The organism is Paenibacillus sp. P46E (assembly GCF_001909095.1).
GTDB lineage: Bacteria > Bacillota > Bacilli > Paenibacillales > Paenibacillaceae > Paenibacillus_AQ > Paenibacillus_AQ helianthi.
The window spans coordinates 90,422-105,557 of the sequence record NZ_LVYZ01000027.1; the positions used below are offsets into that span (position 1 = coordinate 90,422).

The following is a 15,136-nucleotide window of genomic DNA, read 5'->3' on the forward strand; positions in this document are numbered from 1 at the left end:
ATACTAAGCACAGTCCGTAACCATGACAATGTAATAAAGGAGGAAGCATCACGATGCAGGCATGGGAAGGTTTTAAATCAGGAAATTGGCAGGAAGAAATCGATGTCCGCCAGTTCATCCAGCTCAACTACGAACCCTATGAAGGAGATGCGTCTTTTCTGGCGGGGATAACGGAAGCCACGCAACAGCTCTGGGAGCAGTTCATAGAGCTCGCCAAGCAAGAACGTGACCAAGGCGGAGTCCTGGATATGGATACAGAGGTGGTTTCCAGCATAACTTCGCATGAACCCGGCTATTTGAATAAGGAGCTTGAGGTAATCGTGGGTCTTCAAACAGACAAACCGTTCAAGCGGGCTCTTCAGCCTTACGGCGGCATCCGAATGGCCAAAAATGCTTGTGAATCCTACGGTTATGAGCTGGACCCGGAAATTGAGCATATTTTCTCCACTTACCGGAAAACTCATAATCAAGGCGTATTTGACGGTTATTCGCCTGCCATGAGTCTCGCCAGAAAAGCCGGCATTATTACAGGGCTTCCGGATGCGTATGGCCGGGGGCGGATTATTGGCGATTACCGGCGCGTAGCCTTATACGGTACGGATTTTCTGGCTAAAAGCAAAAGAAACGAGCTTTCCTTCTTCGACGAACACACGATGACTGAAGATGTAATTCGGGCACGTGAAGAAATAGCTGAGCAGCTTCGCGCCCTTTCGGAGCTGAAGCAGATGGCGGGCAGCTATGGATTCGATATTACCAAGCCAGCGGAGACCGCACAGGAAGCTTTTCAATGGCTGTACTTCGGATATCTTGCCGCAATCAAGGAGCAGAACGGGGCTGCTATGAGCCTTGGCCGCACCTCCACCTTTTTGGACATTTATATAGAGCGTGACCTGAAGAAGGAGAAGTTAACGGAGCAAGAGGCACAGGAGCTCGTCGATCATTTTGTTATGAAGCTGCGCATGGTGAAATTTGCAAGGACACCTGAATATAACTCACTGTTCAGCGGCGATCCGACATGGGTGACCGAGTCGCTTGGAGGGATTGGTCTGGACGGCCGCCCGTTAGTTACAAAGACCACCTTTCGATTCCTGCATTCGCTTGAGACGCTCGGTCCATCGCCGGAACCGAATTTGACCATACTCTGGTCCACCCGGCTTCCGCAGAAGTTCAAGGAATATTGTGCGCGCATGACGATTCAGACCAGCTCTCTTCAATATGAGAATGATGATTTAATGCGGACTTATTTTGGGGATGATTACGGGATTGCCTGCTGTGTGTCCGCTATGCGGATCGGGAAGCAAATGCAATATTTCGGCGCTCGGGCGAATCTGGCCAAAGCGCTGCTGTATGCGATTAACGGTGGTATGGATGAGCAGATGAAGGTGCAGATTGCCCCTCCCATGCGGCCGATTCTGTCGGACAAGTTGGACTTTGACGAGGTGATGGCTGCTTTCGACCATACGATGGAATGGCTGGCAGAACTCTATATCAATACCTTGAATGTAATTCACTACATGCACGATAAATACTGTTATGAACGCATTGAGATGGCGCTTCACGATCAGGAAACGATGCGGACAATGGCGACCGGGATTGCAGGACTGTCGGTTGTAACCGATTCGCTCAGTGCCATTAAATATGCAGGCGTTCGCCCGGTTCGGGATGAGAACGGTCTTGCTGTCGACTATATCGTTGAGGGGGAATATCCTGCTTACGGCAATAACGATAACCGTGCCGATGAGATCGCGATTGACCTCGTCAAGCGGTTTTATCGCAAGTTGAAGAAACACTCAACGTACAGGCAGGCAAAAACCACGATGTCTGTACTGACGATTACCTCTAATGTCGTATATGGGAAGTTGACCGGGAATACCCCGGATGGGAGAAAGAAGGGCGAGCCCTTCGCCCCGGGAGCGAATCCGATGCATGGCAGAGACAAGAAAGGTGCAATTGCTTCATTAAACTCTGTAGCGAAGCTTCCGTATGAGTACGCCTTGGATGGCATATCGAATACATTCTCGATTATTCCGGGTGCTCTTGGGAAGAACGAACAGGATCGAATCCATAATCTGACCGCGCTGCTCGACGGGTATACAGCCAAGGATGGCCATCATCTCAATATAAATGTGTTTGACACCAAAACCTTGCTTGATGCGATGGAGCATCCGGAGGAGTATCCGCAGCTCACGATACGAGTGTCAGGTTATGCGGTTAATTTCATTAAACTGACGAGAGAGCAGCAGCTTGATGTCATTAATAGAACCTTTCACGAAAAAATCTAACGGGGGAAGCGCGGCCCGTCGATTTACTGACCCGCGCCTTGGCTCCATATGGAGTAAACAAAAGACACCTCTCCGGGTGTCTTTTTACGTGGATAACTGGATTCTCAAAAGCTGCTTTACTGCAATAATTCTGCCACAAGCTTCAATAGCTTTTCCTCGCTCAGGGTTTTGTCGCCGTAACTGGTAACTGTAAAGTATGCATCATACCTTTCGTTATACCAGGTCAGGTAGTTGTGCTGCTTATCCGACCCTATTCCCAAAGTATTGACGATGACGTCTGTTCCGGCTACAGTGATTTTGTTCGCCTGCTCCTCCGCTCCCTGCCATACCCTCATGTCTCCGCCGTGCATCATGTGAGCGGAAATTCCCAGGAACCCGCCATCTTTCGCATACGAGGCACTGACCGAGATCGGACTTGTCCACGGCACGGATTTCATGAACAATTGCTGCCCTCCAGTCGCTTGTTCCGCTTGAGTGCGCAGCTCATTGAGCGTTCCCAGGTATAGTTCCTGCTGCATCATAGGCGAATTATACGGAAAGTCGGGTTCAACCGTACCATTTTGAAAAGCGTATCCCTCCGGCGCTTCCGGCAGCATAGGTGCTCCGGTTCGGTGAATCTCTGCAGAGAAATCCGCATAGGCGGTTAGGCGCTGTTCCTTATACACAAATTTCAAGGCTTCCGCCGCTCCTTCTGCCGCATCCTCTTTGACATAGTAACCAATCAGTTCACCCGGTTTAGCAAAAGCGAGCGCTTTAGCCTCTATCTGCTGCCTAAGCTTGTTATTCACCAAATGGCCTGATTGTTGCACTGGCTCCGGCTCCATGTACTGTACCTTCACCTCACCCCTGCTGTTACGGATCTGAATATATTCCGCGGCAGCATATGCTGTCACGGAGAGCAGCAGGAATACCATAAGCAGACTGAACACTGCTGTAGGTTGGCGCAGCCTCCCCTTCCACGCGGCAGGGCGGGTGCGCGTCATTCCCAGCCGCTCTACCCGTTCCATCACTTGTGCTTCTACATCAATCGCCTCCAGCGGATTTCGACCGGCAGAGGCTGTAATTATATCTTGGTATTCATGGCTGATTGCGGTTCGTCCCACAGCTTTTCCTCCTCCGATTCCATGACCTGCTTCACTTTCTGCTTGATGCGGTTCATTCTTTTGTTCAGCGCATTCGGGCTGATCTTCAGAATCTCACTCATTTCCGCATAGCTCTTCTCCTCGAATACCCGCAAAATCAAGAGATTACGTTCCTCTAGCGATAACTTGGCCAGGGCCGCTGCCAAAGAGGGTTTGTACAGCCGGTCGTCCAGCTCTTGTTCGGGGCTCCCCACAACCGTCTCCGGCCGAAAAATCTGCATCACCTGACGGTGCAGCCTGCGCCTGCGCAGCAGATTCAGGCAATGATTATAGGCAATCCGATACAGCCAGGCCGAGAACTGTACAGTAGGCTTGTACTGATGAATCGCCTGATACGCCTTTACCAGTATTTCCTGCACCGCGTCCTCAGCATCCTGCCTGTTCCCTAGCAGACGACAGCAATAGCCGTAGATGGGCTGCTGAAAAGCTCTGACAATGAGAGCATACTGTCCGCTATTCCCGCTCTGAATCCTGAAGATCAACTGCTCTAATTCCCTGGAGTCCATCACATCATCCGACGTTGTTAACACCTCCTCAAGCTGTATATCTCTATAACACCCGGCCCTCTGAAAAAGTGCCATAACCTCTAAATAAAATGCAACAAACACACGAATTAATGTAAGAAAACGAATTATAGTGGTTAAGGTACTGTTATGAAAGTCATAACCCATCCTGCTGGAATAAGTAGCAGAAAAAAAGCTGAAGAGCTTAACAAAATTATAAAATAGATGGGTGTACGCACCTCGGCCCAAATAGGTAAAGTAGAAGACACTTCTCGGGGTGTCTTTTTTGTTTGTAGACTGGCCTGTCCCCAGCCCTTATGCCAGAAATCCTCCGGCCTTAACTTATCATCCCCCTGCCTAATAATCATTAACTCAGAATACCGCAGGAAGAGCTCCGATATGAGCAAATGATTGTTTCGGAACCGTTTTCATGATTGTATGCTCAGGGTGTTATAGTTCCAAAATATGTATTAAAAGTAAGATGAATGGTTCGGATCAGCCCGCATAAGAGACAAGCTGCTTAGAGAAAAGGAGGGGGAGTAAAGAAGCTTTATGAGAACTTGCAAACGGTTTCGTAATACTCTGTAACCTATTCTAATTAGGAGGAACGTTAATGAAAAAAAGAGCTGCAAAGGTAGCCAGTATAATGATGTTATTTTCGCTTGCGCTGTCTTTAATTGCAGGTGGATGGTCTAGTACGATCGTACACGCTGCGGGTCTTACGATATCCGGCAGTGGAGGCTGGAATGAAGCGGCATATGTAGAATGGTTACCAGTAAGTAATGCGACGGGCTATAAGGTCTATGTTAAACCGGCAAGTGCAGCAGATTCCGGGTATCAACAAATGAATAATGAATTGATCCGTAAATACGCCTCCTATTGGAGAGCTGATGCTGTGGGGCTTGCTGCGGGAGCCTATGTAATGAAGGTTGAAGCCACGCTGTCAGGCGGAGGGGCGGTAAGTGCGGTTTCCAATACGCTATCTGTAGCGTCATTTGACCGGTCTGGATTTGCTTTTTCGGCAAACTCTCCATATGGAACGGGTTCGGGTGCTTATAATGAGAATGGAACGCTCAAGGATGGCGCGCAGGTGCTGTATATCACCTCTCAGAATGCTCAAACCGTAACGCTTGATGTAAAAATCAACAGCTCAGGTGCTATGCAAACAGGTGTGGGTCTTGGCGGAATTATGGCACTGAGACAAAAAGGCTATGATACAACACCACTTGCCATTCGTATTATTGGAAAAGTGACAGCTGCTGATCTGAGTGGACAACTTAACAGCACTGGATATCTTGAAGTCAAAGGTAAAAACAATTATTCGGAAATGAATATGACGATTGAAGGTATCGGAGACGATGCTTATGCCTACGGGTGGGGAATGCTGCTTAGATATACCGGTAATGTGGAAGTAAGGAATCTGGGGGTGATGTTATTCCCTGACGATGGCATTTCAATGGATACGGGCAATGCGAATGTGTGGGTGCATCATAATGATATTTTCTATGGATCTGCAGGGAGCGATGCGGACCAAGCCAAAGGTGACGGTTCCACAGACCTTAAAAAAGGATCAACATACATTACCATCTCATACAACCATTACTGGGATTCGGGAAAAGCGGCACTAGTCGGTTTGAGTGAGTCGGCACAATTCTTTGCCAGCTTCCATCATAACTGGTTCGATCATTCGGACTCCCGTCATCCGCGTATAAGAGTGGCCTCAGTTCATGTCTATAATAACTTCTATGATGGAGTCTCAAAATATGGTGTCGGTGTTACAACGGGAGCTTCAGCTTTTGTAGAATCCAATGTGTTTAGACATGCTAAAAATCCAATGATGATTTCCTTACAAGGTACGGATGCGTTAGGGGAGGAGGGGACGTTCTCAGGCGAAAGCGGAGGTGTGATCAAAGCATACAACAATACTGTTGTTGATGCGGCAAGTCTTATTTATGCCAACTCTAATGCTGGAACAGCTCCGGCCAATGCAACCTCATTTGATGCATACTTAGCTTCGTCGAGAAATGAAACCGTCCCAGGCTCGTACAAAGCTTTAGTCGGCGGAACAGCATATAACAACTTCGATACGAGCGTCGATACGGGTGTAAGCGCATCTGAAATCGATAGCGTGAGCGCCGTTGAACAGATTGTTACGGCAGAAGCCGGACGCCTGAATGGTGGGGATTTCACTTGGGAATTCAATGATTCAGTGGATGACGCATCGTATGCGCTGAATACATCGCTAATGTCTGCAATCAGAAGCTATACAACGGGGCTAGTATCTGTAGGGGGAAACTCCAACCCGACTGTGCCGACTCCGGCTCCAACAGCGACTCCAGTAGCAACGGTGACACCTGCACCGACAGCAACTCCTACACCAACGGCAACAGCGACTCCAGTGCCAACGGCAACTCCGGTGCCGACAGCGGGAGCAACCGTTCATAACTTTACCACATCCGGGACAACAAGCAGCTTCTTCAGTATTCAGGGGAATCTTTCAACAGCCAAGGGGACTGTCGTATATAATAGTCTGACGCTAACCCAATGTCTGAAAATCGAGAGTACAACCAGCATTCAGTTCACCTCTACGAAGGCCTCGACCTTAACATTAGTGTTCAGCACAGCAGACGGAACCGCAATCAAGGTGGATGGAACAAGCTATCCCATAACGAATGGCATTGCGACGATCTCCCTTACGGCGGGCGCGCATACTATTACGAAGGATAGTACTGCTAATTTGTATTACATGAAGTTGGAGTAGATAGGTTTACAACAATTGCCAAATGGCAAAGAGTAAAGCTAAAGACACCTCTAGGGGTGTCTTTTTCATGTATAGCGCACAGTAGAGTACCTTTAGATGGTAAGACAGATTTCTTGACGAGGGATCATGTTTATTCGTGATGCGCTTGATAGAGGAATAGGCAGTACAGTCTTCGATATTTTTTTACAATAAACAACATAATAGACAGAATTCTAAGGGGGGCTTATAATAAATTGCGGAACTACACGTAAAAGATACCAAAATTGGTGTATATTCCATGCGCAGACATGCGTAAATAAATAGTTGGGGGTTTATAAAAATGAAGTTGATTAAAATGAGGAAATCGGTCTTTATTTCATCGATCGTGGTTTCAAGTCTATTGTTTGGCTCAGTAGGAGTATTGGCAGGAACTGGTGTTGAAACAATCAAGGCAAAATTGAACCACAATATTAAGTTTCTTCTTAACGGTGCTAAGTGGACTCCGAAAGATCAATCGGGTAATAACTTGTCCGCTTTGGTATATAACGGTTCTACATATGTTCCTTTGAGATCTGTTTCAGAAGCTCTTGGAGCAGAAGTTGATTTTGACGCTCCCTCTTTAACTATTTCTATTGATGGTTCAGGTGATAGCGGGATTCCTTACAATGACACTAATACGGCATCGACTCCACAACAACCTGCTACCCAGGCTCCTGCAAACACACCGGCTCCTACAACCGCACCGAGTCCTACAACCACACCAAGTCAATCCACCACGACGGCTTCGACTAACAGTGGTAAATCTTTTAGTTCTGCAATTCCAATTGGTAAGTCGGTTTCATTTAATGACCCTTACAATTATGATGGTCATTCTTACACTGCAAACTATACTGTTTCTGTAAGCTCAGTAAAATCAATCTCAAGAAGTGAAATTGCAGCACTTGGTTTCAGAGAACCAGAAGCAAATGCTTTGGTTGAGTACAAATTGGCTAAGGTGAAGATCGTTTTGAATAACGGAAAGTATATCTCTGATAATAAAAATGAAGAACTTTATGTCGGGGTTGATTTTGTACCACGCCTGTGGGGTTCTAAAACTTCAGACGGAAACAGTATTATCGGTGTTACAGATTATGGTTTCACTGGCTCTTTGGATGATGCTATTGATGACGCAACTGATTTAAAAAAGCTTAAACTGGGTGAAAGTTACAGCTACACTGCAGAAGGTCTTGTAATTGTGCCTGTAACTAAAGGGTTGACGAACTATCTGGCCATTCAGCTCAATGACTATAATGATGATTATGAAAATTCATTCTTTTACTTCAATCTTCAGTAACTAAGGGCTTAAGTACCCAAACCTGATTTTTTTTTCAGAATAGGGGTTGCACCAAACAAACGTGAACTGTGACCCATAAGATGGACACTTTGCAGAAAAAAAGTGACCCTCTTGTGGGTCATTTGTGTTTTAATCTAGGCAACAGAATGGCTTGGAGCTGAAGAGAATCGTCAGATTCGTATCGCTTGCACCTTGAAAAAGAGCCAATGTCACTGTCCCAGCTTTTGAGTTTTTACCAGCATTTCCCGTAGAACATGGGCGACTTGGCTTTTTCGGCCTCTTGCTTTCTTTTCTATCCTGCGTAATGACCTTTGGCGCTTTAGGGGATTGTTTTGATAATAGAATTTCTTTGCCGCAATCCTTAGTGTTCTTCTCAACATGACTGCTGAGGAGCGTGTTAGCTTAGAGCGGAATCCCCTGCGTAAGATACGCAGCGTCTCCTTGTATTTCTCTAAATCCTCAGATGGAGGTACGAGGGCGAATAAATTTAAAGAGGAGTCATTGAAGCCGTATTGTTTATACATGATCCTCAGATTATCCGTATTAAAAACATTTCCTCGCAAGTGGGTTGGGTGCTCCTGATGATATCCAATAACCTCCTTGATGCTGCGAAAACGGATTTTCAACCGATGCAGCCTATAGCCAAGGTCCCAGTCTTCAAGCCCATAGAGCACAAACTGTTCATTAAAACCTCCGATACGAATCAACTGGCTGCGCCGTATGGCCACGCAACGAGTGACGAGCAACATCCATGGAGCTATATCCGTTTTGGCAAATTGCTGTCTCGTATCGGGTGGAACCTTTGTGGTGAAAACAACTTTTGACAAAGCCTCCGTGTGGTGAAGGATATCTTCCTGAGTGATTAGCGGGATAATGTCAGCTGCTATCTCAAATTCGGGATTCCATAAGCTGGTTGGTGAGACTGTATTGCGAAACTGTTCTTTTTCTTCCGGAGAAAAGTCAGGGTAGTAATGGGTATAAGCATCGTCCCACGAATGGGGGATACCAGAAAGCACGGCTTTGGGATATTTACGGTGATAGCGGCGCACAGTGCTGATGAATTCAGGCAACACCAAAAAGTCAGCATCGCAGAAAATGATATACAGCCCTTTCGCATGCTGCAGCCCCAAATTTCTAATAGCAGATCGGCCGCGTTGTTCCGGATGAGATACATAATTAAGCTGATAGGAAGCTTGGAAGCCTTCGACCATTTCCTTCGTTCCATCTGTAGAGCCGTCATCAGCCACAATTACTTCAAAATGCTGCTTCGGATAGGTCTGTGTTTCAAATGAAGCGAGTGTGAGCAACAACTGCTGGTGTCGATTATAGGTTGGAATGATGATGCTGTAACGGATACCCAGTGTGATCTCCCCCCACCATTCAATGAAAGCCCTCGAATCGGATAAATAATAACAATATATTCAGGGACTTTAGCCTGGTCTAGTCAGATGCCCTATATGGCTCGAATTAGGCTTGACGGGGTACCGTTTTATAAAAAAGCTGCAAAGATCCCGTAGGGGCTTGCGATGGTTTAGGTTATCTACTTCGTACAAAATAATAGTTTTCCGATTTAATCTTTACGCCTAAGCGTACCACGTATAATTAGCAAATATGCTACGCTTGTTCATATCCTCAGAGGATTAAATCTTTCAAAGGAGGCCCCCATGCCAAGCATTCTCGAATCCCTATACCACGGCAGCTTATTCCCTAACGAGAACATTATCTCCAAAGACCCTAATTACCGCCCGATTAATAGGCAAATCACCGAGTCCCTGGAAGCTTGGAAGCAGAAGCTGTCCGATGGTGATTTCGAGGAGCTGGAGTCTTTATTGGAACTGTATTCTCAGGCTCAGGGAATGGAGATGACGGCTTCGTTTGTATGTGGCTTCAAGACTGGGGCGGCGATGATGATAGAAGTCCTAGTTGAGGATTAAGTGTAGCGAAGCCGGATCTTTAAGAATTTCCGAAAAAGCGTTCATACATAAGCTTTCCCCTCAAAGACACCCATCAAGGTGTCTTTTTCGTCTGGTAATTTTATTTTCCTATTGACTTAAACCATGATTTAAGTCGTATGCTAATGCTGTCGACATGGAAAGATCAGTTTGGAGGCCTTCAAGATGAAATATGTAACGATTGGCGAGGCTGCGGCCACCTATCATATTCCGGAATCCACGTTAAGGTATTACGAGAAGCAAGGCTTGTTGCCGCTGATGGAGCGTGATGCTGCCGGCAGGCGGTTATTTTCAGAAATGCAGATGGCGCTGCTTGAGACGGTGCTTCGCTTGAAGCAGACACACATGCCCATACACGAGATCAGGCAATATATAGCTTGGGTCATTGAAGGGGAGAGCACCACGGAGCTACGGCTGGAGATGATGACGAAGCATAAGCGGGCAGTGCTGGATGAGATAGCATCTATGACAGATGCCTTGCAGGGCATTGATGTGAAGATTAACCGGTATACAGAGCGTTTGCAGCACAAATAGATCATAGAAAAGAGGAACAGCCATGAAGCTGACAGGTAACACCATACTTATTACTGGCGGAAGTGCCGGAATCGGGCTGGCTTTTGCAGAGCGTTTTATACAGGCCGGGAATCAAGTGATTGTCTGTGGGCGGCGTGAAGATGCACTTCGAAATGCGCAAGAACAACTCCCAGGCCTGATTACCCGCGTATGTGACTTGAATGTGGAGTCCGAGCGCATAGCCTTGTTTGATTGGGTCAGCGGAAACTATCCGGAAGTCAATGTGCTCGTGAACAATGCAGGGACTCAACAACGGTTCAATGTACTGCAAGCGGATGCCAAACACAACTGGAGTTACTTCAATCAGGAGATCACAACAAATATGGAAGCGGCGTTCCACCTCTCTATGCTGTTTGCTCCATTTTTTGCAGGAAAAGAAAAGGGCGCGATCATTAATGTGACCTCCGGGCTGGCCTTTACGCCGTTTGCCATCGCTCCCATCTATTCTGCAACCAAAGCGGCGCTTCATTCGTTTACGATGAGCCTGCGACATCAGCTGTCCGATACGTCTGTTGAAGTCATTGAGGTGGCTCCTCCGGCAGTGAATACGGAACTGGGCGGTGCAGGACTGCATATACATGGAGAACCCTTGGGTGCTTTTACAGACGGAATCTTTAAAGGCTTGGAGGAGGGGAAGCAGGAAATCGGATACGGGACTTCTGTGGACCGGCTGCGCATGTCCCGGGATGAAGTGGATGAGTACACAGCAAATATGTATCAGGCCACAAAAAGCATGATCGAATAGCTATGCAAAAGGCTTGACAAAAAAGAGGTCATTCAGTAATTTGAAAGATAATTGGAAAGTAAAGTCAGGAGAGGACGAGATCAAAGTGGCGGCGAATTGGTGGTTGGCTCTCATTATTATGGTCGTGTTGAACGGGATTTTGGTTTGGACTTTGTTTGTAGAGGGGTACTCCGCGAGCCGCAGGGCTAAAAAGTGGTTTTTCATCGTTGTAAATATAATTGGGCTTATACTTGCGGTGTCTCAATTTTTCTGGATGGATTTTTAGCCTTAGACCCGGCCAGCAAGACATGCTATATGCCATTTTCTTAAGAGAGGGGTCCGACTCCCTGACTCCACATTTGAACCCGCTCATTGAGCGGGTTTATCTTATGTATGCTGCAAAATAGGCAGCCCGCCCCTATCCACAATACTTTGTATAATCCCTCTCACAATTATGTTATATTTAATATTGAAAATTTAGCTCTTTACAGTTCTGAAGAAGGAGTACCCCATGACCCAATTTGTCTATAAGCAAATTATTGACGACCTCAAAATGAAGATTTTTGCGGGACAGTTTGCCGATATGAGACTACCGGATGAGCGCAGTCTTAGCGAAACCTACCAGGTAAGCCGCAGTTCCATCAAACGTGCACTGATGAAGATGGAGAACTCGGGAATTATTTTCAAAAAACGGGGTTCAGGCACCTTTATCAACCCATTATACATAAAAAATGAATCGATCTTTAATTATGAGGGCTCCAATCTGGGGGTTACGGACAACTTTCAGATGCATGGCAAAAAGCCTAAGGTGAAAGTGTTGGATTTCGAGGTGATCCGGCCTACGGAAGAGCTGCAGCGGGATTTGTTCCTGCAGCCCCATGATTTTGTATACAAAATCGTGCGCTTACGCTTATTCGATGACGAGCCGTTCATGATTGAGACGGGCTACATTCCGATCAAGATTGTCCAGAATCTGGACCAGACGATTATCGAAGGATCGATCTTTCATTACCTGGAGGAATCGCGGAATCTGGCGGTGACCAAGTCGTTTTTGTCTATTTTTGCTGAGCCTTCGGGTGCTAATGACCAAGAACTGCTCCATCTGCAGGAGAATGAGCCAGTAGGGATTATGGAGGGGATTTTCTTCCTGGATAATGGTACTCCCTTCGAGTTCTCTCATATGCGCTTCCACTACAAATATCTCAAATTCAACACGTTCGTATCTGTACAATAACGTATCTTATGATCAGGCCGGGGAATATTCCCTGGTCTTTTTTGTGTTTTCAGGCATGCATACAATGATACATATAGTTACATATTTATAAAAATAAAGATTTTTTTGTAAGTGATTTGCTCCGTTATTCATACTATGTTCAAAATTTCACAAAATTGGACCGTATCAATTATCAAAATGATTGAATTTTATAAACGCGGCGGTATGATGTAATTGTAGAAATAATTATGTTCAGGAAATAGAAAAAAGGAATGGGAGTGGATTGAAATGGGATTGTCAACTTTACCCGTGGATTTTTCATCTAAAACGTATTTAGCAAAACTTGATGCTTACTGGCGTGCAACCAACTACATATCGGTAGGACAGCTCTATTTGAAGGATAATCCGTTGTTAAGAGAACCATTGAAGGACGCGGATGTCAAAGTTAAACCTATTGGACACTGGGGTACGATCCCTGGCCAGAACTTTATTTATGCGCATCTGAACCGTGTCATTTCCAAATATGATTTGAATATGTTCTATGTTGAAGGTCCAGGCCATGGCGGCCAGGTTATGGTATCCAACTCTTATCTGGATGGAAGCTACACAGAGATCTACCCGGAAATTACCCAGGATATTCCTGGCCTCAAAAAATTGTTCAAACAATTCTCTTTCCCTGGCGGTGTGGCTTCACATGCGGCTCCGGAAACTCCAGGATCGATTCATGAAGGCGGAGAACTTGGTTATTCCCTGTCCCACAGCGTGGGTGCCATTCTGGATTACCCGGATCTGATCTCTGCAGTAGTTGTGGGCGATGGTGAGGCTGAAACCGGACCACTGGCTGCTTCCTGGCTCTCCAACCGGTTCATCAATCCGATTACAGATGGTGCGGTTCTGCCGATTCTGCACTTGAACGGCTTCAAGATCAGCAATCCGACCATTCTGTCCCGTATGTCCAAAGAGGAGTTAACCAATTATTTTGCAGGTATGGGTTGGGAACCGTTCTTTGTAGAAGGTGAAAATCCAGATCTGATGCATCCGGAAATGGCGAAGGTTCTGGATACTATTATTGAGAAGATTGAAGCGATTCAAAAGAATGCACGTGAGAACAATGACACCACCCGTCCTGTATGGCCGATGCTTGTGTTCCGTACGCCTAAAGGCTGGACCGGTCCTAAAGAATGGGATAAGGTGCCGAATGAAGGCTCTTTCCGTGCCCACCAGGTTCCGATTCCGGTGGATCAAAAGAACATGAAGCACGCTCCGGCGTTGCTTGAATGGCTGAACAGCTATAGACCTGAAGAATTGTTCGACGAGAATGGCCGTTTGAATGCGGACCTCGCAGAAATTCTGCCTACTGGCGACAGACGTATGGGGATGAACCCTGTAACTAACGCCGGCAAACTGATCAAAGACCTGCACAAGCCGAACTTCCGCAACTATGCGCTGGATAATTCCGTTCCGGGTCAAGTGATTGCACAAGATATGGCCGTTCTGGGCAAATATCTGAAGGAAGTGGTTACACTCAATGAAGAGAACCGCAACTTCAGAATTTTTGGACCGGATGAAACCATGTCGAACCGCCTGGGTCCTGTATTCGAAGTGACCAAACGCCAATGGATGGATTCCATCAAAGAACCGCAAGATGAATTCCTGGCGCCATATGGCCGTGTAATTGATTCGCAATTGTCCGAGCACCAGGCAGAAGGATTCCTGGAAGGTTACGTATTAACTGGACGTCACGGATTCTTCGCAAGCTATGAAGCTTTCCTGCGTGTAGTAGACTCGATGATCACCCAGCACTTCAAATGGCTGCGCAAAGCGACAGATCAAAGCTGGCGTACAGATATTCCGTCCTTGAATGTCATTGCAACCTCAACAGTGTTCCAGCAGGACCATAATGGCTACACTCACCAGGACCCAGGATTGCTCGGTCACTTGGCAGACAAGAAACCGGAATTTATCCGTGAGTATCTGCCTGCTGATGCCAACTCCTTGCTGGCTGTTTTTGACACCATCTTGAACGACCGTCAAAAGATTAACCTAATTGTGTCATCCAAACATCCGCGTCCGCAATGGTTCTCGGCTGATGAGGCGCAGGAATTGGTGGATAAAGGACTCAAGATCATTGACTGGGCTAGCACGGACAAGGGTGGAGAGCCGGATGTGGTTATTGCTTCGTCCGGTACAGAGCCTACTATGGAGAGCTTGGCAGCCATCTCCATTCTGCATGAGAAATTGCCTGATCTGAAAATCCGCTATATCAACGTGGTGGATCTGTTGAAGCTGAGAAGTCAGAAGCTGGACCCTCGTGGTTTATCTGACGCTGAGTTTGATCAATTTTTCACAAAAGACAAACCGGTCATTTTCGCATTCCATGGCTATGAAGGTCTGATCAAAGATCTGTTCTTCGACCGTCACAACCATAACCTGCATGTACATGGCTACCGGGAGAACGGCGACATTACCACCCCATTTGATATGCGTGTACTGAATCAGATGGACCGGTTCGACCTGACGAAGGAAGCTGTACTGAGCCTGCCGGATGCTGGTAAATATCAGGCTATCGCGGACGAAATGGATGCTATGGTCAAGAAGCATAACCAATATATCCGTGAAGAAGGTATCGACCTGCCGGAAGTAGAGAACTGGGTATGGAAGGCTCTGAACTAAT

General features: G+C 46.6%; 11 protein-coding genes. 8 read left to right on the forward strand and 3 right to left on the reverse strand.

The features are described from left to right. Positions 1–53: 53 nt before the first annotated feature. Positions 54–2,282: a formate C-acetyltransferase gene (gene pflB / locus A3849_RS06315; RefSeq protein WP_074110631.1), complete on the forward strand. Its 2,229-nt coding sequence runs from the start codon at positions 54–56 to the stop codon at positions 2,280–2,282. Positions 2,283–2,398: 116 nt separating this feature from the next. On the opposite strand, the gene A3849_RS06320 is transcribed toward pflB, so the two are convergent. Further along, on the reverse strand, positions 2,399–3,385 hold the full coding sequence (locus tag A3849_RS06320; RefSeq protein ID WP_074110632.1) for a hypothetical protein: 987 nt from the start codon (positions 3,383–3,385) through the stop codon (positions 2,399–2,401). After that, a complete protein-coding gene (locus A3849_RS06325; RefSeq protein ID WP_256700670.1) occupies positions 3,346–3,954 on the reverse strand; it encodes an RNA polymerase sigma factor in 609 nt (202 codons plus the stop codon). The genes A3849_RS06320 and A3849_RS06325 overlap by 40 nt, the downstream gene beginning before the upstream one ends. Positions 3,955–4,540: 586 nt before the next feature. Between A3849_RS06325 and A3849_RS06330 the strand changes: the two genes are divergently transcribed. Both A3849_RS06330 and A3849_RS06335 read left to right on the forward strand, forming a co-directional pair. Continuing rightward, on the forward strand, positions 4,541–6,688 hold the full coding sequence (locus A3849_RS06330; protein ID WP_074110634.1) for a pectate lyase family protein: 2,148 nt from the start codon (positions 4,541–4,543) through the stop codon (positions 6,686–6,688). A gap of 319 nt (positions 6,689–7,007) precedes the next feature. Next, entirely contained in the window at positions 7,008–8,000 is a 993-nt protein-coding gene (locus A3849_RS06335; protein ID WP_074110635.1) for a stalk domain-containing protein, read from the forward strand. A 209-nt stretch (positions 8,001–8,209) separates the two neighbouring features. Here the strand turns inward: A3849_RS06335 and A3849_RS06340 are convergent, their stop codons facing one another. After that, the gene (locus tag A3849_RS06340) at positions 8,210–9,361 is read right to left on the reverse strand and encodes a glycosyltransferase (RefSeq protein ID WP_074110636.1); all 1,152 of its coding nucleotides are present in this window, start codon (positions 9,359–9,361) and stop codon (positions 8,210–8,212) included. Between the two features lie 303 nt (positions 9,362–9,664). Here A3849_RS06340 and A3849_RS06345 point away from each other — a divergent pair, with 303 nt between their 5' ends. The 5 genes from A3849_RS06345 to A3849_RS06370 all read left to right on the forward strand — a co-directional run bounded on the left by A3849_RS06345 (position 9,665) and on the right by A3849_RS06370 (position 15,135). Further along, entirely contained in the window at positions 9,665–9,934 is a 270-nt protein-coding gene (locus A3849_RS06345) for a DUF6809 family protein (protein ID WP_074110637.1), read from the forward strand. Positions 9,935–10,117: 183 nt separating this feature from the next. Next, positions 10,118–10,486 carry a MerR family transcriptional regulator gene (locus A3849_RS06350; protein ID WP_074110638.1) on the forward strand — a complete coding sequence of 123 codons (369 nt, stop codon included), beginning with the start codon at positions 10,118–10,120 and terminating at the stop codon, positions 10,484–10,486. A gap of 22 nt (positions 10,487–10,508) precedes the next feature. Further along, a complete protein-coding gene (locus tag A3849_RS06355) occupies positions 10,509–11,270 on the forward strand; it encodes an SDR family oxidoreductase (RefSeq protein WP_074110639.1) in 762 nt (253 codons plus the stop codon). A gap of 490 nt (positions 11,271–11,760) precedes the next feature. After that, positions 11,761–12,483 carry a GntR family transcriptional regulator gene (locus A3849_RS06365; RefSeq protein WP_074088763.1) on the forward strand — a complete coding sequence of 241 codons (723 nt, stop codon included), beginning with the start codon at positions 11,761–11,763 and terminating at the stop codon, positions 12,481–12,483. A gap of 267 nt (positions 12,484–12,750) precedes the next feature. Then, entirely contained in the window at positions 12,751–15,135 is a 2,385-nt protein-coding gene (locus tag A3849_RS06370) for a phosphoketolase family protein (RefSeq protein WP_074110641.1), read from the forward strand. Position 15,136 lies beyond the last annotated feature (1 nt).

Excerpts from the sequence above, each read along its gene's own strand:
- A3849_RS06335 (WP_074110635.1), top strand. The coding sequence starts at position 7,008 with ATGAAGTTGATTAAAATGAGGAAATCGGTCTTTATTTCATCGATCGTG.
- A3849_RS06350 (WP_074110638.1), top strand. The coding sequence starts at position 10,118 with ATGAAATATGTAACGATTGGCGAGGCTGCGGCCACCTATCATATTCCG.
- A3849_RS06365 (WP_074088763.1), top strand. The coding sequence starts at position 11,761 with ATGACCCAATTTGTCTATAAGCAAATTATTGACGACCTCAAAATGAAG.
- A3849_RS06330 (WP_074110634.1), top strand. The coding sequence starts at position 4,541 with ATGAAAAAAAGAGCTGCAAAGGTAGCCAGTATAATGATGTTATTTTCG.
- A3849_RS06345 (WP_074110637.1), top strand. The coding sequence starts at position 9,665 with ATGCCAAGCATTCTCGAATCCCTATACCACGGCAGCTTATTCCCTAAC.
- pflB (WP_074110631.1), top strand. The coding sequence starts at position 54 with ATGCAGGCATGGGAAGGTTTTAAATCAGGAAATTGGCAGGAAGAAATC.
- A3849_RS06355 (WP_074110639.1), top strand. The coding sequence starts at position 10,509 with ATGAAGCTGACAGGTAACACCATACTTATTACTGGCGGAAGTGCCGGA.
- A3849_RS06370 (WP_074110641.1), top strand. The coding sequence starts at position 12,751 with ATGGGATTGTCAACTTTACCCGTGGATTTTTCATCTAAAACGTATTTA.